The following is a 22,101-nucleotide window of genomic DNA, read 5'->3' as shown; positions in this document are numbered from 1 at the left end:
TCGGGCGGAAGGGCGCATCCAGCGCCCTTCCGCCTCCGACGGCCCTCGGCACCAAGGCTTGTTGAGATTCAGGTCAGGCCGAGTCGAAAACGGTGGTTTTCGAGAACCGGAGCGGAGCGTACTTAAAGTACGTGAGCACCGGAAGCGCCGAAAACCGGCGTTTGCAGGCCGGCATCACCTGAATATCAACGAGCCTTTAAGGCGGACGCATGGGCTATGCCCTTAATTTCAACCTGATCTGGCGGCACTTCGACAAGCTATGGGGCGGCCTGCTGCTCAGTCTCGAGCTTGCCGTCATATCGATCGCCATTGGCATCGTCATCGGCCTGGTTCTGGCGGTCTGGTATGTGTCTGCCGGACGCATCGTGCGCACAATCATCGCCGCCTATGTCGAATTCATCCGCAACGTGCCGCTGATCCTGCTCGTCTATCTCGTCTTCTACGGCCTGCCGACGGTGGTTGATATCGCCTACAGCGCGCCGACCTCGTTCGTCGTCACGCTGTCGCTCTACAGCGGCGCCTATCTGGTCGAGGTGTTTCGCTCCGGGCTCGAAGCCGTTCCGCGCGGACAGCTGGATGCCGGCAAGGCAATCGGCCTGACGCCATGGCAAAGGCTGCTCAACGTGCGCCTGCCGACCATGCTGCGCATCACGCTGCCGGCACTGTCCAACACCTTCATATCTTTGTTCAAGGACACGTCCGTCGCGTCGGTCATCTCGGTGCCTGAGCTGACCTATGGCGCCCAGTGGATCAACTTCAACACCTTCCGCATCGTCGAGGTCTATCTCGTGGTGACGGCGATGTATCTGGTGACCGGCTACATCATGCTTTTTGCGCTTCGGCTTGTCGAGCGCCGGTTCAGGGCGGCGCGCTGACATGCTCACCCAGATCGCCTATGCCTTGCCTTTCCTCGCCCAGGGCTTTGCCCTGACACTGTGGGTATCCCTGCTGGTCGTGGTGTTTTCCCTGATCGCCGGCGTGATCTTGGGCGTCGGTCTCGTCTATGGCCCCATACCGTTGCAATGGGCCGTGCGCATCTTCAGCGACACCATCCGCGGCATCCCGATCCTCGTGCTCATCTTCTTTGTCTATTACGGCCTGCCGGCCGTCGGGCTTCATCTGCCGTCCTTCTGGGCGGCGGTGCTGGCGCTGACCCTGTTCAAGACGGCGCAGGTCGTCGAATATCTCAGAGGTGCGGTCGGCTCCATTCCGAGAGGGCAATCCGAGGCGGCGATGGCGATCGGACTGACCTTTCGCCAGCGCCTCGCCTACGTCATCTTCCCCCAAGCGTTCAGGCGCTTCCTGCCGCCCTGGATCAATGGCGTCACCGACGCGGTCAAGGGCAGCGCGCTGGTTTCGCTGCTCGGCATCACCGACCTGATGCAGGCCATCAACCAGGTCATCGGCCGCACCTACGAAGCCATGCCGCTCTATATCCTCGGCGCGCTCATCTACTTCGCGGTCAACTACGCGCTTTCGCTGGCCAGCCGGCGGCTAGAGCGGCGTTTCTCCTTCATCCGGGAATAGCAAGATGTCCACCAGTTCGACCAACATCCCGGCCCTTCTCGATGTCACCGATGTTTCCAAATCCTTTGGAACCGTCCAGGTCCTGCGTTCGGTCAGCCTGCAGGTGGCGCGTGGCGAAGTGGTGACGGTCATCGGCCCCTCGGGCAGCGGCAAGACCACACTGCTGCGCTGCGTCAATTTCCTCGAAAGCTATGATAGCGGTTCGATCCGCATCGACGGCAAGGAGGTCGGCTTTCGCGAAACCGGAGCCCGTCAACGCCGCAGCGAACGCGACCTCGCCGCGATGCGTGCCGAGACCAGCATGGTGTTCCAGAGCTTCAACCTCTTTCCGCACCTGACGGCCGCCGGCAACATCATGCTTGGCCTCACCAAGGTGCGCGGCAAGAGCAGTGCGGAGGCCCGCACCATCGCCGAACACTGGCTCGGCCGGGTCGGCCTCGCCCACAAGGCCGACAGCCTGCCCGCCGAACTGTCCGGCGGCCAGCAGCAGCGTGTCGGCATTGCCCGTGCCGTGGCCATGGGGCCGAAGATCCTGCTTCTCGATGAGATAACCTCCGCGCTCGACCCGGAACTGGTCGGCGAGGTGCTCGAGGTTGTGCGCAGCCTGGCCGAGGACGGCATGACCATGGTGATGGTCACGCACGAAATGGCCTTTGCCCGCGATGCCTCGAGCCGCATCATCTTCATGGCCGATGGCGGCGTCAGCGCGGCGGGTCCACCCGCCGAAATCCTGGCGGCGGACACCGACAATGAGCGCCTGCGCACCTTTCTGGCACGCTTCCGCGCCTCGCATTTCTAGAACGGGACAGCCAACGCTGTCGCAAGGAGCCTTCTTTCATGACGCCTTATATCCGGCTCGCCGCGTTGGGCCTGACACTGCCCGAGCCGCCGACCCCGATCGCCAACTTCGTCACCCATGCCGAAAGCGGCCGGCTGATCTTCCTGTCCGGCCAGGGGCCGCTGCGGACCGACGGCACGCTGTTCACCGGCAAGGTGGGAGACGATGTCACCGTCGAGGAGGCCTATGGCCATGCCCGCCTCACCGGCCTCAATCTGCTCGCCGTCATGCACGCGGCCACTGGCGACCTTGGCCGGATCGTGCGCATCGTCAAGCTGCTTGGCTTCGTCAACGCGATACCGACCTTCAGCGACCACCCGAAGGTGGTCAATGGCTGCTCCGACCTGTTCGCCGCTGTGTTCGACAGTATCGGCGGCCATGCCCGCTCGGCGATCGGCGTCGGCTCCTTGCCCGGAAACATCACCGTCGAAATCGAGGCGGTCGTCGAGATCGCCGCCTGACCTCTTGAGAAAATGGGATCGCAGAGATGAAAACCTTTTCCGCCAACGGCTCCAACACCACGATCCGCGAACGGCTCGGCCTTCGCCCGATCATCAACGTCTCCGGCACGATGACCGCGCTCGGCGCGTCGATCATCGTCCCGGAAGCGATCAGCGCCATGGCGGAAATGGCCTCGCAATGGGTGGAGATGGACGATCTGCAGCGTGCCGCAAGCACGATCGTTGCGCGCCTCACCGGCGGCGAGGCGGGTTTCATCACCGCCTGCTGCGCCAGCGGCATCACCATGGCGATCGCCGGCGCGATGACAGGAACCAACCTGCTCGCCATCGAACGCCTGCCGGACGATACAGAGGGCCTCAAATCGGAGGTGATCGTCCAGCTCGGCCACATCGTCAACTATGGCGCGCCGATCGACCAGTCGATCCGGCTGGCGGGCGCCAGGGTCGTGGCGGCCGGCACGGTCAGCGTGACCCAGGATTATCACGTCCGCGACGCGATCCGTGACCGCACGGCGGCGGGCCTCTATGTCGTCGCCCACCACACCGTGCAGTACGGCATGCTGTCGCTGGAGGAATTCTGCGAGATCTGCCACGCCAGGGGCGTCCCGGTGATTGTCGACGCGGCTTCCGAATATGATTTGCGCGGCTTCCTCGCGCGCGGCGCCGACATTGTCATCTACAGCGGACACAAATTCCTGAGCGGGCCGACCAGCGGCATCGTCACCGGGCGCAAGGACCTGGTTCGAGCCGCCTATCTGCAGAACCGCGGCGTCGCGCGCGCCATGAAGGTCGGCAAGGAAAGCATTGCCGGCACCATGGCCGCACTGGAAGCCTGGGAAAAGCGCGACCACGCCGGCATCCGCCAGCGCGAAGAGGCAGCGCTGAACCTGTGGCAAGACGCGTTGAGGGGTTTGCCGGGCATTGTCGCGCAAATCATTCCCGACCCGACGTCCAATCCGCTCGACCGGCTGCAGATTTTCGTCTCGCCCGAGAGCCGGTTCACCGCCGCCGGCCTCGCCTCTGCGCTAGCCGCCGGCTCGCCGCCGATCATCGTGCGCAACCATGAGGTGGAGCGCGGCCATTTCTTCCTCGACCCTTGCAATCTTCATCCCGGCGAGGCCGAGATCGTTGCCGAACGGCTGCGGGCCGTACTAACCGCGGCCGAGCGGCCCGCCGACGCCATGAAGGCTCCGCGCAAGGATTCGTCCGGCGCCTTGCACTGGCCGGATTGAAACACCGGGCGGACCACTGCCTGAAGATGCGCCGGTCGCGATCGGCACGCCATCACGCGACCGTGAACGGCTGGACTCGCGCCAGCCGGGAATAAACCGCTGCCGCCCCGGGTCTCCTCAGTATACGCCGCTCCTGGCGTTGAGGAGACCGATATGACCCATCATCACGACGACGAGAACGGGCACATCAGCCGCCGCCATGCGCTGGAATGCATGATCTGGGCCGGCACCGGCGTGCTGTGGACGATTTCAGGCGGCATACCGGTGTCGCTCAACCTGCTCGGCGAAGCACAAGCTGCCGAAGCCACGGCCACTGGCTTCACCTTCCTGCAGATATCCGACAGCCATATCGGCTTCGACAAGGCGGCCAACCCGCATGCCATCGACACGCTGAAGGAAGCGATGGGCAAGATCCAGGCGCTGCCGCAAAAGCCGGCCTTCATGATCCACACCGGCGACATCACCCATCTTTCCAAGGCCGCACAGTTCGACAATGCGGCTGAGATCATCGGCGGTGCCGGCTTCGACGTGCATTACGTGCCGGGCGAGCACGATCTGATCGACGACGGCAACGGCAAGGCCTATCTCGAGCGCTACGGCAAGGGCACCAAGGGCGCCGGCTGGTATTCGTTCGACCAGAACGGCGTGCATTTCGTGGCGCTGGTCAATGTCGTCAACCTCAAGGCGGGCGGGCTCGGCAATCTTGGCGCCGAACAGCTGGCGTGGCTGGCCGACGATCTGAAGGCGGTCAGCGCCTCGATGCCGATCGTCGTCTTCGCTCACATCCCGCTGTGGGCGGTCTATCCCGAATGGGGTTGGGGCACCGACGACGCGGCACAGGCGCTCGGCCTGCTCAAGCGCTTCGGCTCGGTCACCGTGCTCAACGGCCACATCCACCAGATCATGCAAAAGGTGGAAGGCAACGTCACCTTCCACACCGCGCGCTCGACCGCCTTCCCGCAGCCGGCGCCAGGCACCGCCGCCTCGCCCGGACCGATGACTGTGCCGGCTGGGCAGCTGCGCGGCCTGCTCGGCACCAGCAGCGTCACCGTCAAGCAAGGCGGGCAGGATCTCGCCATCATCGACTCGACGCTGGCTTGAGCCGGAACAGCAAGGGAAATCACCATGCTTTGCATACGCCTTCCGGCCCGGCATATGGCCGCGATCCTCGCCGCCTTCACCTTGACCACGGCAACCTGCCAGCCGCTGCGCGCGGCCGACGCGCCGATGGTCAGAATCGAGAATTTTGCCTTCACGCCGCCGGTGCTGACGGTCAAGCCCGGCACCACCGTGACCTTCAGAAACGACGACGATATTCCGCATCTGGTCGTCGCCAACGATTCCTCCTTCCGCTCCAAGGCGCTTGACACCGGTGACACTTATGAATTCACCTTCACCAAAGCAGGCGACTTTGCCTATTTCTGCGGGCTTCACCCGCATATGCAGGGCAAAATCACCGTCGCTCCCTGAGCGGGCGCGGCAAATCCTGCCCGGAGTGCCGGATCATGGTGCTGACTTGAGCGAAAAGGCCTTGGCCGAGCGCTTCGGCGAGGTGGTGCTGCCCCATCTCGGTGATGCGCTTGCGCTCGCCCGCTGGCTGACCGGCAACGCCGCCGACGCCGAGGATGTGGTGCAGGAAGCCTGCGTGAAGGCGCATGCCGGCATATCAGGCTATGCCGGCGGCAATGCCCGCGCCTGGCTGCTGACCATCGTGCGCAACACCGCCTACACCTGGATGTCGCGCAACCGGCCGCGCGGCATGCTCGCCGTCGGCGACCTCGGCGATCTCGACGAGATGGCGGCAGCGCACGGCACCAGCCTGCCCGAAGAGGACGGACCGGAAGCGAGCCTGATCGCCAGGGCCGATGCTGCAGCCCTGGAAGTGGCGATCGCAGCACTACCGCAGCCGTTCCGCGAGACGCTGGTGCTGCGCGACATCAACGGCCTCAGCTACCGCGAGATCGCGGCCATGCTGGGAGTACCGATGGGCACCGTGATGTCGCGGTTGGCCCGCGCCCGCGGCCTGCTTGTATCTGCACTGGGGAGAGCGCCATGACCATGCATGACGACGGACTGCCCAACGATCCCGAGGGTATCAGGCTGATGATCCATGCCCTCATCGATGGCGAACTCGACGCGGCGGCCGCACTCGCGGTGGAGCGGCGCATCGCCGCCGACCCGCAGCTTGCCGCCGAACATGCCCGCATCATTGCCTTGCGGGGCGCACTCGGCCGTTTGCCGCGCCCCGATGTCAGCGATGCCTTTCGGGCACGCATCGCGGCGATTGGTGCGACAGCCACGGCACATCCGGCGCAAGACGTGCCGGCGCAGGACGAAGCGGCCGGGCCGCAGCGGGGCACGCCGTCGCCACAACCGGGATTGATCGCGGGTGCACCCGTCGGGGGCGGCCAGAGACGAAACGCCGAGACACGTCCGTCCCAGGCGCGGGCGCTGCCGAGGGCGCGCCGCTTCGGCTCGTTCGATTGGCGTGCGCTGGCGGCGTCGATCGTGGTCAGTGCGGTGCTGGCCAGCGGAGCGACGCAGTGGGTGATGGTCGACAACGCGTCCGATAGTTTCGCAGCTGGAGTCGCCAGCGGCCATCGCCGCAGCCTGCTTGCCGCCAGCCCGATCGACATCGTCTCGTCCGACCGCCACACGGTCAAGCCGTGGCTCGACGCCCGGATCGGCGTGTCGCCGCCGGCGCCCGACCTTGCGCAGGACGGCTATGCGCTCATCGGCGGCCGGGTCGAGGTGATATCAGATCGACCGGTGCCGGCGCTGGTCTATCGCCACCGCGAGCACCTGATCACGCTGGTCGCCGAACCGCAGCAGGGCGGCGGCCTCACCGCGCCGGCTGATCTCTCGTCGGGCGGCTTCTCGCTGGTGCACTGGAGCGACGGCGCCTTCTCCTACTGGGCGATCTCCGACATGGAGCGGCCCGAACTCGACGACTTCGTCGCCCGCTTCCGCAAGGCGGCTGTTTAGGCCGATTTCAGTCTCACCAAGCCGCTGCGGTGGCCACCTATCCTTGCGGCTTCGCGCGAATTCCGCTAAGGCGCGCCTTTGTCGCCGGGGAACACAGACTTGGACGATCAACGCGCCGACGTCGCCATCATCATGGGCAGCCAGTCCGACTGGGCGACGATGCGCCATGCCGCCGAAACGCTGGAAGCACTCGGCATCCCGCACAAGCGGCTGATCATCTCCGCGCATCGCACGCCAGACCGGCTCTATGAGTTCGCCAAGGGCGCCAAGGCGGCCGGCTACCAGGTGATCATCGCCGGCGCCGGCGGCGCCGCGCATTTGCCCGGCATGACGGCGGCGATGACGCCGTTGCCGGTGTTCGGCGTGCCGGTGGAATCGAAGGCGCTGTCCGGGCAGGATTCGCTGCTGTCCATTGTCCAGATGCCGGCCGGCATTCCCGTGGGAACGCTGGCCATCGGCAAGGCCGGCGCCGCCAACGCAGCCCTTCTGGCGGCTGCCGTGCTGGCGCTGAACGATGACAGCCTTGCCGTCCGTCTGGATGCCTGGCGCGCCGCGCAGACCGCCAAGGTCGCGACCGAACCGACGGATACACCGTGAGCCTGCCCGCCGGATCGACCATCGGCATCATTGGCGGCGGCCAGCTCGGCCGCATGCTGGCTGTTGCTGCCGCCCGCCTCGGCTACCGCACCGTGGTGCTGGAGCCGCAAGCGGATTGCCCGGCGGCACAGGTCGCCAACCGTCAGATAACGGCTGCCTATGACGACAAGGCTGCCCTTGCCGAACTGGCGGCGTCGAGTTCCGTCGTCACCTACGAGTTCGAGAACGTGCCGGTCGCGGCGGCAAAAGCGCTGGTCGCCAAGGTTCCGGTCTATCCGCCGGCGCGCGCGCTGGAAGTGGCGCAGGACCGGGTGAGCGAAAAGACATTTCTCAATGGCATCGGCGTTGCCACCGCGGATTTCCATGCCGTCGACAATGATGACCAGTTGACGGCGGCGCTGAAGGCGTTCGGTGGCAGCGGCATCCTGAAGACGCGCCGCATGGGCTATGACGGCAAGGGCCAGCGCGTCTTCCGCCACATGGAAGCCGGCGGTTTTGCCGGCACCTGCGAGGCTATGGGCAACGTGCCGCTGATCCTGGAGTCCTTCGTGCCGTTCGAGCGCGAGATATCGGTGATCGCAGCGCGTGGGCCGGACGGCGCGGTCGTCGCCTACGATCCGGCCGAGAATGTCCACCGCAACGGCATTCTCCATACGTCGACCTTGCCGGCCCGCGTAAGGCCCGAAACGGCGCAAGCCGCACGAGCCGCGGCATCGAAGATCCTGTCGGCGCTGGACTATGTCGGCGTCATCGGTGTCGAGTTCTTCGTGCTGCCCGATGGCTCGCTGCTGGCCAACGAGATCGCGCCGCGCGTCCACAATTCCGGCCACTGGACGGAAGCCGCCTGCATCGTTTCACAGTTCGAGCAGCACATCCGCGCTGTCGCCGGCCTGCCGCTCGGCAGCCCGGACCGCCATTCCGACTGCGTGATGGAGAACCTGATCGGCGACGATGTGCTGCGTGTCCCGGAGCTTCTCGCCGAGCCCGACCTGATGCTGCATCTCTATGGCAAGGCCGAGGCGCGCCCCGGCCGCAAGATGGGTCATTTCACCCGGATCAGCCGTCGCGTCTAACCTGAGAGGCGCGCTTACTGCAAATCGTCGCTCTCGTCCTCGTCGGGACTGACGCAGCTCACATCGCCTTCCTCGCAATTGGCCGCGGCGGCGAGCTGCTTGATGCGATCATTGGTCAATCTGGTCAGGCACTGCGAAACCTCCATCGAATGGATGGAACCGCCGTCGCTGGCGGCGGTGGAATGCGCGCACTCGGCATCGCGAAAGGTGATCCAGGCGCGTTGCGCCACCTGCAGCAATCGCTTGCCGCCGGCATCATCCGAGCTGATGAGCTCCTGATAGGCCGTGTTGAGCCTGGCGTCGGCCGCCTGGTAATCCTCGCCGGCGCAGATGTTCATCATCTGCTGGCTGTCGTCGCTGCGGTCGCATTCCTGCGCATGGGCAACCGAGGCTCCCGCCAGCAGGACAAGGCAGGCGGACAGGAACATTCGGCGCATGGTCATCTCCAAATCACTTCGCGGCAGCCGCATCATCCCAGCCGGCCAGAGGCCGCGCAATGCCGCGAGGCCGACTTGGCGGATATTTGATGATAGGGATGATTCACATCCGCTATGGAGCACGCTTGCGGTTGACACGGACAAGGCTCCTCGTTTATGAGCCACCCACAGTTCAAAGGCGCGTCTTCTGGCGCGCCTTAAGATTTCGACCCGGACCGGGTCCACACCGACAGGCAAGACCATGAAGATCAAGAATTCGCTCAAGGCGCTGAAGGCGCGTCACCGCGACAACCAGCTGGTTCGCCGCAAGGGCCGCGTCTACATCATCAACAAGACCGCCCCGCGCTACAAGGCACGCCAGGGCTGAGGTTTTCGGCCGGAGGCGCGTTGCCTCCGCCCAATTGATGCTTGCTGCCGGCCTGCCGGCCTTTTCACGCCAAATTCAGTTTGACGTTCCGCCGCCCGGGACTAGAGTCCGGCGATGCGGATTCTTTTTGCATTTTTGACATCTCTGCTTGTTTCCGGGGTCATTTATGGCCCGGCATGGGCGGATGATGCTGTCGTGCCGCCGGCCACCCAGGACGCGCCGCCGGTGGCAACGACGAAACAGGCCCGTCTCGACCAGCTGTTCAGCGACCTGAAACGCGAGCGCAACGAAAAGGCTGCCGAGCGCATTGCCGGCAACATCTGGAATGAGTGGTCGCAATCCGGCAGCGCCTCGATCGACCTGATGATGCAATGGTCGCAAAAGGCCGTCGAAGGCCAGAAGTTCGACGTCGCGCTCGATTTCCTCGACCAGGTGGTGACCTTGCAGCCGACCTATGCCGAAGGCTGGAACCGGCGCGCCACGGTGCATTTCATGATGAAGAACTACGGTAAGTCGATGTCCGACATCGACCATACGCTGCAGCTCGAGCCACGCCATTTCGGTGCGCTGTCCGGCCTGGCGCAGATCATGGCGCTGACCGGCCACAAGCAATCGGCGCTCGAGGCGTGGCAGAAGGTGCTGGCCATCTATCCGATGATGCGCAGCGCCCAGGACCAGGTCGGCACGATTTCGGAAGAGCTTGCCGGCGAGGGAATTTAAGGGAATAGGCAGCAGGGATTAGGCAGTAGGTGCAGATCGCGCTGCGGAACACACATGCCTACTGCCTACTGCCTACTGCCTACTGCCCCACAACTTATCCCCCTCCACCCCCGTATATCTCCCCATGAACCTCATCTACGCCGTCCTCGCCTTCCTGATGGCGCTTGTGTTTTGCCTGGTTGGCGTCACCCGCGTCGGCTCATGGCTGATCGAGCGCCGCAATCCGCCGATCGGCGAATTCGCTGACATCAACGGCGCCCGCATCCACTATGTCCATGTTCCGGCACCCGCCAATGCCGAGTTGCCGCCGATCGTCTTCATCCACGGCGCCAGCGCCAATCTCAGGGATCAGATGCTGCCGCTGCGTCCCTTGCTCGAAGGGCGCGCCGAAATGCTGTTCTTCGACCGGCCAGGTCACGGCTGGTCGGGGCGCGGCCCCGGCAACAACGAAGACCCGTCGGCGCAGGCCAACACCATTGCCGCGCTGATGGACCGTCTCGGCATGAAGAAAGCTGTCATCGTCGGCCATTCCTTCGGCGGCGCGGTGACATCAGCCTTTGGCCGCGAGCATCCCGACAAGACACTCGGCCTGGTCTTCCTCGCACCCGCGACCCACCCATGGCCGGGCGGCGCAACGTCCTGGTACTACAATCTGACCACCACGCCGGTGGTCGGCTGGTTGTTTTCCGAAACGCTGACCTACCCGGCAGGAACGCTGCAGATGGCAGACGCCACCACCTGCGTCTTTGCGCCAAACAAGGTGCCGGACAACTATGCCGGCGAGGCTTCTATACCCCTGGTGCTCAGGCCCAAAGCCTTTCGCGCCAACGCCACCGATGTCGCGGGGCTTTACCGCTATGCACTCGACGCCTCGCCGCACTACCGCGAGATCAAGGCGCCGACAATTGTCATCTCCGGTGACCGCGACAAGGTGGTCTATGCCACGATCCATTCGGTCGGCCTGGTGCGCGATATCCCCGGTGCCGAACTGGTCTGGGTGCACAATCTCGGCCACAAGCCGGACTGGATCGCATCCGATCTCGTTGTCGGCGCGATCGGAAAGATCGCCGGCAGGGATATCGACCTGCAGGCGATGGCGAAGGCGGTGGAAGCACGCATTGCCCACGACGCCTTCGGTGCCGGCAAATGCGCCGACCTCAAGGTGCCGGCCGCCGAACTGGCGCCGACCTAGAGGGTTAGTGGCTGGCTTGCGTGTCCGACCCGATATAAGCGATGCGCAGCATGTTGGTCGAACCCGGCGTTCTCAACGGTACGCCGGCGGTGATGATGACGCGGTCGCCCGGCTTGCCGAAGCCTTCGTCGAAGGCGATGCGGCAGGCGCGGTTGACCATGTCGTCAAGATCGCTTGCATCCGGTGAGACGACGCAATGCGTGCCCCACAGCAGCGATAGCCGTCGCGCCGTGTTGAGGATCGGCGATAGCGCGATGATCGGCACTTGCGGCCGCTCACGGGCGGCGCGCAGGCCTGTAGTGCCGGACGCCGTGTAGGTGATGATCGCCGACAGCTTCAGTGTTTCGGCGATCTCGCGCGCGGCCAGCGAAATGGCATCGGCGCCGGTCGCTTCCGGCTCGGAGCGCTGGGCATTGATGATGCCGGCATAGGTCGGATCGGTTTCGACCTTGGTGGCGATACGGTTCATCATCGCCACCGCTTCGACGGGATAGGCGCCGGCTGCGGATTCCGCCGACAGCATGATGGCGTCCGCGCCTTCGAAGACGGCGATCGAGACATCGGACACCTCGGCGCGGGTCGGCACCGGTGCCGTGATCATCGATTCCAGCATCTGCGTTGCAACCACCACCGGCTTGCCGGCGCGGCGCGCGGCGCGCGTGATCTGCTTCTGGATGCCGGGCACTGCCTCGAGTGGCATCTCGACGCCGAGATCGCCGCGGGCGACCATCAGCGCGTCGGACAGTTCGATGATCTCGGCCAGCCTGGCAACGGCCTGCGGCTTTTCGATCTTGGCCATGATCAGCGCCCGGCCGCGCGCGATCTTGCGCGCCTCAGCCAGATCCTCCGGTCGCTGCACGAAGGACAGCGCGACCCAGTCGACGCCTGTGGCCAGCACGGCATCGAGATCCTTGCGGTCCTTCTCGGTCAGCGCACCGACCGGCAGGTCGGTGTCGGGAAGGCTGACGCCTTTCTTGTCGGAAATCGTGGTGCCGGCGACGACGGTGCAGACGATCGACTTGCCGTCGCTCTTCACCGCCTTCAGCTCGAGCTTGCCGTCGTCGATCAGCAGGCGGTGACCGGCTTCGACCGAGCTCAGGATTTCCGGATGCGGCAGATAGACCCTGGTCGAGGTGCCTGGCTCGGGATTGTCGTCGAGCGTGAAGGTCTGGCCTTGCGTCAGCACTTCCTTGCCATTTGCGAACTTGCCGACGCGCAGCTTGGGACCTTGCAGGTCGGCCAGGATGCCGATCGGCCGGCCGACCGCTTCCTCGACGGCGCGGATGCGCCCGACCAGCGTGCGCATCAATTCGTGATCGGTATGGCTCATATTGATGCGGAACACATCGGCGCCCGCTTCGAACAATTTCTTCAGCATCTCCTCCGACGAGGAGGCCGGACCGATGGTGGCGAGGATCTTGACCTTGCGGCTGCGTCTCATTGACTGTTTGTTCCCGGGGCGGCTGGAGCGCCTCCCGTTGTGGACTCATCGGTCAGCTGGACCATCCAGCTTGCCTGCTCGCCCGTGTCATATTCCTGGAATCCGGCGCGCTGGAAGCCCCGGGCGACGCAGTCGGTTACGCCGGCGATCTTGAACTCTTTTTCAGCCACGCACATGTTGATCGGGCCGTCCCAGCGTCCACCGCGCTCGGCGTCTTCTGCATAAAGATAGTAAAACCTTGATGACAGCGGCCCTTCGATCAGCGTCTTGCAGCTCGATCCCTCGATGTGCCACCAGCCCTCGGTGATCCAGCCGGCTTTGGCACGATAGCCGATACCGACGCCAACCAGGTTCTGCGTGGCGTTGCAGACGCGGAAATCGGCACGCGCCGGCGAGGCCATGACCAGCGCCGACAGGCTGACCGCAAGGCTCAGGAGCGGCATGGCAAAGGCAGAGCGCATGCGCTGCCCGCCGGCGGAACTCATCCGAAAACCCCTCAAGAACCACATCAGCATCTCTCTGCGCCCCTTTTCGGAAAAGTCCGGGCGCATGTCAACGCACCGTTTTGTTCAATTCCAATCGATTTAGAAAGGCTCCGGCGCACAATTCGCCGACTTCTGCCAGATTTCCCGGGAAACCTTGGCCAAACAACGGCATTGCGCAAGCGTCGCCTTCGTGGAATGACGATAGCACCCTCCCCGGAAGCCAGCGAACAGACCATTTCCCGCCAATGACCCGATCCACAGTTTTCGCGCCTTTCGATGTTGTCGAAGGCGACCGCAAGCGAGGCATCGTGCTGTTGGGCGATCATGCCCGCCGAGACCTGCCCGACGACTATGGCAGCCTCGGCCTGCCCTCAGCGGAACTCGAGCGCCACATCGCCTATGACATCGGCGTCGAGACGGTGACGCGCGAGCTTGCCGCCCTGCTTGGCGTGCCGGCGGTGCTCGCCAATTTTTCGCGGCTGCTGATCGATCCCAACCGTGGCGAAGACGATCCGACGCTCATTCGCCAGCTCTATGACGGCACCGTCGTGCCCGGGAATTACCCCATCGCTCCCGAGGAGCGCGAAAGGCGGCTCGACCGCTTCTACCGGCCCTATCACGATGCGGTCGGCGCCATGATTGCCTCGGTCGCTCAGGCCTCGGCACAAGCGCCCTTCATCTTCTCGGTGCATTCCTTCACCCCTGCCATGCAAGGCATCAAGCGACCCTGGCATGTCGGCATCCTGTGGGACCTCGACGACCGGGTGGCGCGGCCGCTGATCGACATGCTGGCCGCCGACAACAATCTCGTTGTCGGCGACAACGAGCCCTATGACGGCGCGCTGCGTGGCGACACCATGTACAAGCACGCCATCGTCAACGGTTTCGCCCATGCGCTGATCGAGATCCGCCAGGACCTGATATCAGACCAGAAGGGTGCGCTCGCCTGGGCCGAACGGTTGGCGCCGATCGTTGACGCCATCGACCGCCGTCCCGATATACATGTGGTCAAGCAATTCGGCTCCCGCACCGGGCCGGTATGACGGAGGCTGTGACCATGACCGAACTCAGTGACGAGCAGCAACGCGATTTCGAGGCCGCCGCCTTTCGGCGGCTGGTCGAGCATCTGCGCGAGCGTAACGACGTGCAGAACATCGACCTGATGAACCTCGCCGGCTTCTGCCGCAACTGCTTGTCGAACTGGTATCGCGAGGCAGCGAATGCCGACGGCGTCGACCTCAGCAAGGACCAGTCGCGCGAGATCGTCTACGGCATGCCTTATGCGCAGTGGCAGGCGCTCAACCAGACCGAGGCGTCCGACGCCAAGAAGGCCGAGTTCGAGGCAAGGCGCCCCAAGGACCATTAGCGAGCCTGATACGGCGAGCGGCCTCCGGCCACGGTATCTGCGATAGGCGAGGCTCTCCGACTTCGTCATCCTAGGGTGGAGCAGTCGCGAAGCGACGTCGCGGAAACCCTAGGATCCATGCCGCGACGGTCGCCAAGAGCACAGCGGCTCAGAATGAAGGTCGCGCTCACCGGAGCTGGCTTTGCACCGTAGCATCGCTCAGAAGTCGCGGCATGGATCCTCGGGTCTGCGCCGCGTCGCTACGCTCCTTGCTCCGCCCGTGGATGACGAAGAGAGAAGCGTTTCCGCTACTCTCCAACGTAGGTAAGTCCGCACGAACGACACGGTCTCATTTCTCCCTTTGGTCCAACCACTTTCACAAAACCGGCGCTTGACTGAAAATTGAATCGATCTAATTTGCCCCGCGAGGCCATTTTCTGAGCGGATTCGCTTTATGAACGCATCGAACGCCATGCAGACCGCCATTCGCGGACGATGGGCCGTTGCGGCCATTTTTCTCGCCAACGGCTTCCTGACCGGTAGCTGGGCTCCGCAGATCCCGGTGTTCCTGACCCGGCTCGACATTTCGAAATTCACGCTCGGCCTGCTGATCCTGCTGTTCGGCGCCGGCGCGATCGCCGCCATGACCTGGTGTGGTCATCTGATCTCGAAGCACGGTTCGCGCACCGTGCTTCGCTGGTCCGGCCTTTGCGGCAGCGTTGGCCTGCTGGTCGTGGCGCTGGCGCCCAATGTTCCGCTGGCCGCCGTTGCCATGTTCATCTTCGGCGGCTCGATCGGCGGCATGGATGTCGCCATGAATGCCAATGCGGTGGTGGTGGAACGGCGGCTCTCCCGCGCCGTCATGTCCTCGTCGCACGGCTTCTGGAGCCTCGGCGGGTTCGCCGGCGGCGGCATTGGCGGCTTCGCCATCCAGCACTACGGGCACCTCGCCCACGCGGCAGCGGTAACAGCGGTCGCCTTCACGGTGATCGCGGTGGCGGTCCGCCATCTGGTCGCCGAAGACCGACCGCAGGTGGCCGAGCATCAAAAATTCGCATTGCCGGCCAACCCGCTGGTCTATCTCGTCGGCTTGATGGCGCTGCTGACGATGGTCTCCGAAGGCACGGTGCTGGACTGGGCGGCACTGTATCTGCGCCAGGAGCTCGGCGCCGACCTTGCCGTTGCGGGTCTTGCCTATGCCGGCTTTTCCGGAGTCATGGCGATCGTGCGCTTTTTTGGCGACGGTGTGCGCAACCGCTTCGGCGCGGTAACGACGCTTCGCGGCTCGGCCATAGTCGCCGCCGCCGGCATGCTGGCGGCCGGGCTGTCGCCCTCGCCCTGGCTTGCCATAGCAGCCTTCGCCTTTTGCGGCTTCGGCATCGCCAACATGGTGCCGATCATCTTTTCGGCCGGCGGCAACCAGGAAGGCATGTCGTCGGGCACCGGCATGAGCGTGGTCACCACCATCGGCTACTCCGGTATACTGGTGGCGCCGTCGGCGATCGGCTTCGTTGCCGAGCATTCCAGCTTCGGTCCGATCTTCGTTGCCTTGTCGGGGTTGCTGGTCATCGTGTTTCTGATGGCCGGGCTCGCTCACCGAGCCGAATTCGCGGCAGCACCCGCGGAATAGCGTTTCAGCTCCTCGTAGAGAAAATCCACTACCCGGCGGATGCGCACGCTGGTGCGCACGTCGCGGTGCATGGCCAGCCACACCGGCAGGACAGGCAAAGGCAGGCCGGGCAGCAATTTCTCCACCGATGGGTCACGGTCGACCAGCGGCTCCTGGCCGAGGCCGATGCCGTTTCCCGCCCGCACCGCCTCCCACAAAACGATCTGGTTGTCGGCCCTGAAGCGAAAACTGCTCCGGGTGACAGGAATGCCATACTGGGTGAAGCCTCTGATGATCTCGTCGCTGCGGTCGAAGCCGACCAGATCGTGGTCGACAAGGTCGGCGGGCTTCAGCGGGTGGCCGCGCCTGTCGAGATAGGACCTGGCGGCGCAGGCGCAGAGCTTGATGTCGCAGACCTTGCGCGCCGTCAGCTCATTCTGCGCCGGCTTGACCATGCGGATGGCGATATCCGCATCGCGCCGCAACAGGTTCTCGACCTGGTTGGAAGCAACGATCTCGACCTCGATGCCGGGCTCCTCGATCCCCAGCCGCATCATCATCTCGGGCAGCACATAGGCTGCCACCACCTCGCTGGCGGCAATGCGCACCGTGCCTTCGATGGCCTCGACCGACCCCAGCGCCAACAGTGAGAAGGCGCTCGCCTGCTCGCTGACCGCCTTGCCGCGTTCGAACAGCGTGCTGCCGGCCTCCGTCAGCTCATAGCCGCGCCGCCCACGCCGGAACAGCGTGATATCCAGTGCCTGTTCGAGCTCGCCGATGTGACGGCCAAGTGTCGGCTGGCTGGCCGAGAGCTTTCGCGCGGCGGCCGACAAACTGCCGGTTTCCGCCACGGTGACGAAGCTTTTGATCAGGTTCCAGTCGATTTCAGCCATTCAATAATGAATATCGAAACCCCGTTCATAGTCAATTTCCATTCGTATTCGTAGCGACGATATTCCCGATGCAGACACCAACACGGACTGCAGCCACCAACCAGGAGAACATGAAATGGCCAAGATCGCCCTCATCGCCGCCGCCATCCTCATTTCCGCCAGCACCGCTTTTGCCGGCAGCGACAAGTTCGGCTCGAACAATGCCAGCCAGCCGGCTGTCACCAGCACCGACAACACCAACACAAGTTCGATCGAGAAGATGGACGCGACCGCCAAGAAGCCGGTCGCCCAGGGCAGCAACCGCGAACTCTTCGGCAACCGCTGATCCCGATCGCGCTTGTCGCTGATCCCGATCGCGCTTGTCGCGGATCGGGCCTCCCGGGCCGACCATGAAAATTCCAGATCAGGAGTACTCGAAATGACCAAGATCGCAATTCTGGGTGCCAATGGCCGGCTCGGCCGCGTTGTCGCCAAGGCCTTCATCGATGCCGGCTATGATGTCCGGGCAATCACCCGCAGCGGCAAGGTGCCGGATGAACTCAAGGGGGCCACCGCCGTCGCCGGCGACGCGCTCGACCGCGAGGGGCTGATCCGTGCCACGCAAGGCGTCGACATCATCTTCAACGGCCTCAACCCGATCTACACCGACTGGGGCAAATGCCTGCCGATGGCCGAGAACGTCATGGCCGCCTGCCATGCGAACGGCACGCTGCATCTCTTCCCCGGCACCGTCTACAATTACGGATCGCCGATGCCGGCGGTGATATCAGAAGACACACCTTTCCACCCGACCACGCAAAAGGGCCGCATCCGCTGCGCCATGGAGGAGTTGTTTCGCCGCGAGGCCGAAGCCGGCCGGGTCCGCACCATTCTGCTGCGGGCCGGCGACTTCTTCGGCGGCACCGGCAGCGGATCGTGGTTCGATCTGGTCGTCGCCGCCAAGATCAACAAGGGCATCTATACCGCGCCCGGCCCGGTCGACCTGGTGCATGAATGGGCCTATCTGCCGGACTTCGCTGTTGGCTTCGTCGCGCTGGCGCGCAATCTGGACAAGCTCGGCTTCTATGAAGCGCTGAACTTCCCGGGCCACGCGGTCACCGATCCGCAGATCAAGGCCGCTGCCGAGAAGGCTGTTGGTCGTCCGCTCAAGATGACCTCGATGCCCTGGTGGGTGCTGCGCGCCGGCAGCCCGTTCGTGGCGATGTGGCGCGAGATCGTGTCGATGTCCTATCTGCGCTTCGAGCCGCATCAGCTGGTTTCGACGCGGCTGCAAGGCATCATCGGCGAGATCCCGCATACGCCGCTGGATCAGGCGGTCATTGAAGCTCTCGAGGATATCGGCGTCGCCACAGTGAATAGCGTTGCGAAAGCTGCCTGATTTGTGACGTCGGCGGGCACTGCTACGGCTCGCCCCCCCGTTTCTCCGCAAACCGAAAAGTCTCTTTACGGACTGACAGGCAGCTCAAAGCCGCCCCATCAACAGCAACACCAGAAGCACGACCAGCACCACGCCGACACTGCCCGACGGCCCATAACCCCAGGAGCGCGAATGCGGCCAGGCCGGCATCGCGCCGATGAGGACAAGGATCAGGACGATAATGAGAATGGTGGTGATCGGCATGAGAAATTCCCCGCATTGACGTTTTGCTCAGGGACAATGCAAAAGGCCGCCCGGTTGTTCCGGGCGGCCTTTGCCATTCAAATCGGGAAGCCTGCCTATTCGGCTGCTTTTGGAAAGGCGATCGCCGGCTCGGCGCCCGCATCCCGGCCTGGCGTTTCGGTCGACGAAACCGTGCCTTTGCCGCGCCGGAACACCCGGCGGAAAAACGCGTAGAAGCGGCTGTCCTTGCTGCGCGTGAAGATCATCAGCATCGACGGCGTCACCACCAGCGTCAGCAGTGTGGCAAAGGACAGACCGAAGACGATCGCCGACGACAGCGAAATCCACCATTGCGTCGACGGCGCATTGATCGTCGTCTCGTGATGGAAGATTTCGAGACCGAGGCCAAAGGCGATCGGCAGCACACCAAGGATCGCCGACACCGCCGTCAGCACGACCGGGCGGGCGCGCTCGCGGCAGGTCTGCAGCACCGCGTCCATCTTGTCCCAGCCTTCTTCGCGCAGCCGGTCATAGGTGTCGATCAGCACGATGTTGTTGTTGACCACCACGCCGGCCAGCGCGATGACGCCGATGCCCGACATGACGATGCCGAACGCCTCTCCCGTCAACAGCAGCCCCAGGAACACGCCGATCGTCGCCATGACAACGCAGGACAGCACCATCAGCACACTCGTGAATTTGTTGAACTGCATCAGAAGCACGAGGAAGATCAGGAAGATCGCGGCCCCGAAGGCCTTGCCGAGGAAGGCGCTGGCCTCGGCGCTGTCCTCGTTCGAACCAGCCAGCTTCCAGCGCGTGCCGCTGTCCAGCTTCATATCGGTGACCGCCTGGGTGACCTCCTGTTGCACGGCCGCAACCTGCGCACCGGCCGTGACATTGGCCTGCACCACCACGGTGCGTGCGCCATCGATGCGGTTGAGGACGCCGACGCTGGGCTTCGCCTTGCGCACGACGAAGTTCGAGATCGGCACCGAGCCTTGCGAGGTCTGCACCCGCAGTTCGTCGAGCGTCGACAGCGTGCGCCGGTCTTCCGGCAGGCGCAGCCTGATGTCGACCGCCTTGTCGGCGCCGGCCGGGCGGTATTCGCTCAGCTTCAGGCCGTTGGTCACCAACTGCACGACCGTTCCGACCGCGGTCGGGCTGATGCCGTACTGTGCTGCCTTGGCGCGGTCGACTTCCAGCGCCCAGTCGACACCGGGCGGCGGCAGGCCGTCGGAGACGTCGATGACGCCAGGCACCTTGGCGATGCGCGCCGCCACGGCGCGGGCGTTCTCGTCCAGGCCGGCCGGATCGATGGCCGAAAGCCTGATCTGGATAGCCTTGCCGGTGGGCGGGCCGGCCTCCGGCACGCGGACCTCGACATCGACGCCGGGAATGCCAGCCATGACGCCACGCAACTCGTCCAGGATATGGTTTGCCGATTTGCGCTCGCGCCAGTCGACAAATTCATACTGGATGACGCCGACAACGTCTTCCGGAACGTCCTGGCCGCCGCCTTGCGTCTTGCCGACACGGGTGTAGACGGATTTGACGCCAGGCCAGCCGAGCAGCCGGTTTTCGGCGATCTTGGTCGCGGTGTCCATTTCGGCCAGCGAAAGATTGCCGCGTGCGTGCACGTAGAGCAGGCCATAGTCGGGCTCGACACTGGGGAAGAACTCGACACCGGCGCCATATTTCGAATAGGCGTAGCCGACGCCGAACAGCAGCGCGACGGTCAGCAGAACCACGGTGATCGGGAACCGCACCGCCTGCTTGACGATGGCCATGTACCAGCCGTCGCGATTGTCGTCCTCATGGTGCTGCGGCGCCTTGGCGAAGATCGCCCCCAGCGTCGGCGCGAAGACCAGCGCATAGAGCATCGAGGCCGACAGCGTGACGATCAGGGTGATCGGCATGTATTTCATGAAGTCGCCGATGATGCCCGGCCAGAACAGCAGCGGCGAAAACGCCGCGATGCGCGTCATCGTCGCGGCGATGACCGGACCGGCCATGCGCTTGGCGGCAAGCGCGAAGGCTTCCGCCTTCGGCATGCCCTCGCTCATCCGCCGCTCGGCGAACTCGGTGACGATGATGGCGTCGTCGACCAGCATGCCGACGGCCAGAATGAGGCTGAACAGCACGATCATGTTGATCGTGTAGCCCATCATCGCCAGCAACAGGATACCCATCAGGAAGGATGATGGAATGGCGAGGCCGATCAGCAGCGAGGCACGGCCGGACAGCGCATAGAGGATGACGACGAACACCAGGATCACGGCGATCATGACGTGGTTCTGCAGGTCACCGAGCAACTGGTTGACGAAGACCGACTTGTCCTGCGTGTAGGTGACGTTCATGCCTTCCGGCATCGTCTTGAGGAACGCATCCGATACGGCTCGCACCTTGGTGAGCGTGTCGATCAGATTGGCGCCGATGCGCTTCTTGACCTCGATGGCGATGGCCGGCTTGCCGTTGAGGCGGGTGATCGTTTCGGCATCGGCGAAGGTCGATCGGATCGTGGCAATGTCTCTGGCGTGGACCACGGCATTGGGGCCGGCGACAACCGGCAGGTTGGCGACATCTTCCGGAGTCTCGATCAACGACGGCACCTTGACCGCGTACTTGCCCTGCGAACCTTCGAGGTTGCCGGCGGCAACCAGGCTGTTCGAAGCGCCGACGGCGCCGATCAGCTGATCGAGCTGCAGGCCGTAGGAAGACAGTTTCATCGGATCGATGACGACTTCGACGAGATCGTCACGCGAGCCCTGCAGCGAGCCTTCGAGAACACCGGGCACTTCCTCGATGCGGTCGCGCAATTCGCGAGCGGCCGCGGTCAGAACGCGCTCGGGCAATTCGCCCGACAGGGTGACGACGAGGACCGGGAATTCGGAGATGTTGACTTCGGTGACCACGGGCTCTTCGGCGGCCTGCGGCAGGTCGGCCTTGCCGTCCTGCACCTTGCTGCGCGTGTCCTGCAGTGCCGTCGCCAGGTTTGTCTGCGGCTGGAACTCGACCAGCACATAGCCGCCGCCCTGGAAGGCAGCCGAGCGCATCTCCTTGAGGCCCTTCAGGCTCTTCAGCTTGCTTTCCATCGGCCGCAGCAAAAGCCGCTCGGAATCCTCGGGCGAAATGCCTTGATAGATCAGGCTGACATACATCATCGGAATCGGAACGTCGGGTTCCGCTTCCTTCGGCGTCGACTGATAGGCGACCCAGCCGGCGAGCAGCAGGAAGGCCAGGACCGAGATGGTCAGGCGAGCATTGTTGATCGCAAGTTTGACGATATCCATGGCTAACGC

General features: G+C 64.2%; 25 protein-coding genes. 19 read left to right on the top strand and 6 right to left on the bottom strand.

Annotation, left to right across the window (positions count from 1 at the left end; genetic code table 11):
- The first annotated feature begins 209 nt into the window (after positions 1-209).
- From HB777_32695 to HB777_32645, 11 genes are all read left to right on the top strand, one after another.
- Positions 210-875, top strand: a complete 666-nt coding sequence (locus HB777_32695; protein QND68244.1) for an amino acid ABC transporter permease — start codon at positions 210-212, stop codon at positions 873-875.
- A 1-nt stretch (position 876) separates the two neighbouring features.
- On the top strand, positions 877-1,527 hold the full coding sequence (locus HB777_32690) for an amino acid ABC transporter permease (protein QND68243.1): 651 nt from the start codon (positions 877-879) through the stop codon (positions 1,525-1,527).
- Between the two features lie 4 nt (positions 1,528-1,531).
- Positions 1,532-2,326 carry an amino acid ABC transporter ATP-binding protein gene (locus tag HB777_32685; GenBank protein QND68242.1) on the top strand — a complete coding sequence of 265 codons (795 nt, stop codon included), beginning with the start codon at positions 1,532-1,534 and terminating at the stop codon, positions 2,324-2,326.
- A 38-nt stretch (positions 2,327-2,364) separates the two neighbouring features.
- Entirely contained in the window at positions 2,365-2,826 is a 462-nt protein-coding gene (locus HB777_32680) for a RidA family protein (protein ID QND68241.1), read from the top strand.
- Positions 2,827-2,852: 26 nt separating this feature from the next.
- Positions 2,853-4,058 carry an aminotransferase class V-fold PLP-dependent enzyme gene (locus tag HB777_32675; GenBank protein QND68240.1) on the top strand — a complete coding sequence of 402 codons (1,206 nt, stop codon included), beginning with the start codon at positions 2,853-2,855 and terminating at the stop codon, positions 4,056-4,058.
- Between the two features lie 153 nt (positions 4,059-4,211).
- Complete coding sequence (locus HB777_32670; protein ID QND68239.1) at positions 4,212-5,159, top strand: metallophosphoesterase; 948 nt, start codon at positions 4,212-4,214, stop codon at positions 5,157-5,159.
- A gap of 54 nt (positions 5,160-5,213) precedes the next feature.
- Complete coding sequence (locus HB777_32665) at positions 5,214-5,528, top strand: cupredoxin family copper-binding protein (GenBank protein QND68985.1); 315 nt, start codon at positions 5,214-5,216, stop codon at positions 5,526-5,528.
- 46 nt (positions 5,529-5,574) lie between these two features.
- The gene (locus tag HB777_32660) at positions 5,575-6,114 is read left to right on the top strand and encodes a sigma-70 family RNA polymerase sigma factor (protein QND68238.1); all 540 of its coding nucleotides are present in this window, start codon (positions 5,575-5,577) and stop codon (positions 6,112-6,114) included.
- Positions 6,111-7,043, top strand: a complete 933-nt coding sequence (locus HB777_32655) for an anti-sigma factor (GenBank protein QND68237.1) — start codon at positions 6,111-6,113, stop codon at positions 7,041-7,043. Before HB777_32660 ends, HB777_32655 begins: the two co-directional genes overlap by 4 nt.
- A gap of 99 nt (positions 7,044-7,142) precedes the next feature.
- Entirely contained in the window at positions 7,143-7,640 is a 498-nt protein-coding gene (gene purE / locus HB777_32650; GenBank protein QND68236.1) for a 5-(carboxyamino)imidazole ribonucleotide mutase, read from the top strand.
- Complete coding sequence (locus HB777_32645) at positions 7,637-8,713, top strand: 5-(carboxyamino)imidazole ribonucleotide synthase (protein ID QND68235.1); 1,077 nt, start codon at positions 7,637-7,639, stop codon at positions 8,711-8,713. Before purE ends, HB777_32645 begins: the two co-directional genes overlap by 4 nt.
- Positions 8,714-8,727: 14 nt before the next feature.
- Here the strand turns inward: HB777_32645 and HB777_32640 are convergent, their stop codons facing one another.
- Positions 8,728-9,150, bottom strand: coding sequence for a lysozyme inhibitor LprI family protein (locus HB777_32640; GenBank protein ID QND68234.1), 423 nt, complete (start codon positions 9,148-9,150; stop codon positions 8,728-8,730).
- Between the two features lie 241 nt (positions 9,151-9,391).
- Here HB777_32640 and rpmJ point away from each other — a divergent pair, with 241 nt between their 5' ends.
- The 3 genes from rpmJ to HB777_32625 all read left to right on the top strand — a co-directional run bounded on the left by rpmJ (position 9,392) and on the right by HB777_32625 (position 11,429).
- Positions 9,392-9,517, top strand: coding sequence for a 50S ribosomal protein L36 (gene rpmJ, locus HB777_32635; protein ID QND68233.1), 126 nt, complete (start codon positions 9,392-9,394; stop codon positions 9,515-9,517).
- A 114-nt stretch (positions 9,518-9,631) separates the two neighbouring features.
- Complete coding sequence (locus tag HB777_32630; protein ID QND68232.1) at positions 9,632-10,237, top strand: hypothetical protein; 606 nt, start codon at positions 9,632-9,634, stop codon at positions 10,235-10,237.
- 124 nt (positions 10,238-10,361) lie between these two features.
- Entirely contained in the window at positions 10,362-11,429 is a 1,068-nt protein-coding gene (locus tag HB777_32625; protein QND68231.1) for an alpha/beta hydrolase, read from the top strand.
- 4 nt (positions 11,430-11,433) lie between these two features.
- Here the strand turns inward: HB777_32625 and pyk are convergent, their stop codons facing one another.
- A complete protein-coding gene (pyk, locus tag HB777_32620) occupies positions 11,434-12,870 on the bottom strand; it encodes a pyruvate kinase (GenBank protein QND68230.1) in 1,437 nt (478 codons plus the stop codon).
- Positions 12,867-13,355 (bottom strand): DUF1036 domain-containing protein, encoded by a 489-nt coding sequence (locus HB777_32615; GenBank protein QND68984.1) that lies wholly within the window; start codon positions 13,353-13,355, stop codon positions 12,867-12,869. Before HB777_32615 ends, pyk begins: the two co-directional genes overlap by 4 nt.
- A 245-nt stretch (positions 13,356-13,600) precedes the next feature.
- Here HB777_32615 and HB777_32610 point away from each other — a divergent pair, with 245 nt between their 5' ends.
- The 3 genes from HB777_32610 (at position 13,601) to HB777_32600 (ending at position 16,330) form a co-directional block, all read left to right on the top strand.
- On the top strand, positions 13,601-14,398 hold the full coding sequence (locus HB777_32610) for an N-formylglutamate amidohydrolase (protein ID QND68229.1): 798 nt from the start codon (positions 13,601-13,603) through the stop codon (positions 14,396-14,398).
- A 14-nt stretch (positions 14,399-14,412) separates the two neighbouring features.
- The gene (locus HB777_32605; protein ID QND68228.1) at positions 14,413-14,721 is read left to right on the top strand and encodes a DUF1244 domain-containing protein; all 309 of its coding nucleotides are present in this window, start codon (positions 14,413-14,415) and stop codon (positions 14,719-14,721) included.
- Positions 14,722-15,154: 433 nt separating this feature from the next.
- On the top strand, positions 15,155-16,330 hold the full coding sequence (locus tag HB777_32600; GenBank protein ID QND68227.1) for an MFS transporter: 1,176 nt from the start codon (positions 15,155-15,157) through the stop codon (positions 16,328-16,330).
- On the opposite strand, the gene HB777_32595 is transcribed toward HB777_32600, so the two are convergent.
- Positions 16,294-17,202 (bottom strand): LysR family transcriptional regulator, encoded by a 909-nt coding sequence (locus HB777_32595; GenBank protein ID QND68226.1) that lies wholly within the window; start codon positions 17,200-17,202, stop codon positions 16,294-16,296. The genes HB777_32600 and HB777_32595 overlap by 37 nt on opposite strands.
- Before the next feature lie 115 nt (positions 17,203-17,317).
- On the opposite strand from HB777_32595, the gene HB777_32590 reads away from it, so the two are divergent.
- Entirely contained in the window at positions 17,318-17,527 is a 210-nt protein-coding gene (locus tag HB777_32590; GenBank protein QND68225.1) for a DUF680 domain-containing protein, read from the top strand.
- A gap of 93 nt (positions 17,528-17,620) precedes the next feature.
- Positions 17,621-18,580 (top strand): NAD-dependent epimerase/dehydratase family protein, encoded by a 960-nt coding sequence (locus HB777_32585; GenBank protein QND68224.1) that lies wholly within the window; start codon positions 17,621-17,623, stop codon positions 18,578-18,580.
- Between the two features lie 84 nt (positions 18,581-18,664).
- On the opposite strand, the gene HB777_32580 is transcribed toward HB777_32585, so the two are convergent.
- Together HB777_32580 and HB777_32575 are read right to left on the bottom strand one after the other, a co-directional pair.
- Positions 18,665-18,823, bottom strand: coding sequence for a DUF3309 domain-containing protein (locus tag HB777_32580; GenBank protein ID QND68223.1), 159 nt, complete (start codon positions 18,821-18,823; stop codon positions 18,665-18,667).
- Positions 18,824-18,918: 95 nt separating this feature from the next.
- The gene (locus tag HB777_32575) at positions 18,919-22,092 is read right to left on the bottom strand and encodes an efflux RND transporter permease subunit (protein QND68222.1); all 3,174 of its coding nucleotides are present in this window, start codon (positions 22,090-22,092) and stop codon (positions 18,919-18,921) included.
- Between the last annotated feature and the right edge of the window lie 9 nt (positions 22,093-22,101).

The organism is Mesorhizobium loti (assembly GCA_014189435.1).
GTDB lineage: Bacteria > Pseudomonadota > Alphaproteobacteria > Rhizobiales > Rhizobiaceae > Mesorhizobium > Mesorhizobium loti_G.
The sequence above is the reverse complement of the archived record's forward strand: the minus strand, read 5'-3'. Positions and strand labels throughout refer to the sequence as shown.

Excerpts from the sequence above, each read along its gene's own strand:
- HB777_32580 (QND68223.1), bottom strand. The coding sequence starts at position 18,823 with ATGCCGATCACCACCATTCTCATTATCGTCCTGATCCTTGTCCTCATC.
- HB777_32680 (QND68241.1), top strand. The coding sequence starts at position 2,365 with ATGACGCCTTATATCCGGCTCGCCGCGTTGGGCCTGACACTGCCCGAG.
- HB777_32655 (QND68237.1), top strand. The coding sequence starts at position 6,111 with ATGACCATGCATGACGACGGACTGCCCAACGATCCCGAGGGTATCAGG.
- HB777_32695 (QND68244.1), top strand. The coding sequence starts at position 210 with ATGGGCTATGCCCTTAATTTCAACCTGATCTGGCGGCACTTCGACAAG.
- HB777_32630 (QND68232.1), top strand. The coding sequence starts at position 9,632 with ATGCGGATTCTTTTTGCATTTTTGACATCTCTGCTTGTTTCCGGGGTC.
- HB777_32665 (QND68985.1), top strand. The coding sequence starts at position 5,214 with ATGGCCGCGATCCTCGCCGCCTTCACCTTGACCACGGCAACCTGCCAG.
- HB777_32675 (QND68240.1), top strand. The coding sequence starts at position 2,853 with ATGAAAACCTTTTCCGCCAACGGCTCCAACACCACGATCCGCGAACGG.
- HB777_32640 (QND68234.1), bottom strand. The coding sequence starts at position 9,150 with ATGCGCCGAATGTTCCTGTCCGCCTGCCTTGTCCTGCTGGCGGGAGCC.
- HB777_32625 (QND68231.1), top strand. The coding sequence starts at position 10,362 with ATGAACCTCATCTACGCCGTCCTCGCCTTCCTGATGGCGCTTGTGTTT.
- pyk (QND68230.1), bottom strand. The coding sequence starts at position 12,870 with ATGAGACGCAGCCGCAAGGTCAAGATCCTCGCCACCATCGGTCCGGCC.
- HB777_32685 (QND68242.1), top strand. The coding sequence starts at position 1,532 with ATGTCCACCAGTTCGACCAACATCCCGGCCCTTCTCGATGTCACCGAT.
- HB777_32595 (QND68226.1), bottom strand. The coding sequence starts at position 17,202 with ATGGCTGAAATCGACTGGAACCTGATCAAAAGCTTCGTCACCGTGGCG.
- rpmJ (QND68233.1), top strand. The coding sequence starts at position 9,392 with ATGAAGATCAAGAATTCGCTCAAGGCGCTGAAGGCGCGTCACCGCGAC.
- HB777_32615 (QND68984.1), bottom strand. The coding sequence starts at position 13,355 with ATGAGTTCCGCCGGCGGGCAGCGCATGCGCTCTGCCTTTGCCATGCCG.
- HB777_32610 (QND68229.1), top strand. The coding sequence starts at position 13,601 with ATGACCCGATCCACAGTTTTCGCGCCTTTCGATGTTGTCGAAGGCGAC.
- HB777_32585 (QND68224.1), top strand. The coding sequence starts at position 17,621 with ATGACCAAGATCGCAATTCTGGGTGCCAATGGCCGGCTCGGCCGCGTT.
- HB777_32690 (QND68243.1), top strand. The coding sequence starts at position 877 with ATGCTCACCCAGATCGCCTATGCCTTGCCTTTCCTCGCCCAGGGCTTT.
- HB777_32605 (QND68228.1), top strand. The coding sequence starts at position 14,413 with ATGACCGAACTCAGTGACGAGCAGCAACGCGATTTCGAGGCCGCCGCC.
- HB777_32590 (QND68225.1), top strand. The coding sequence starts at position 17,318 with ATGGCCAAGATCGCCCTCATCGCCGCCGCCATCCTCATTTCCGCCAGC.
- HB777_32670 (QND68239.1), top strand. The coding sequence starts at position 4,212 with ATGACCCATCATCACGACGACGAGAACGGGCACATCAGCCGCCGCCAT.
- HB777_32575 (QND68222.1), bottom strand. The coding sequence starts at position 22,092 with ATGGATATCGTCAAACTTGCGATCAACAATGCTCGCCTGACCATCTCG.
- HB777_32600 (QND68227.1), top strand. The coding sequence starts at position 15,155 with ATGAACGCATCGAACGCCATGCAGACCGCCATTCGCGGACGATGGGCC.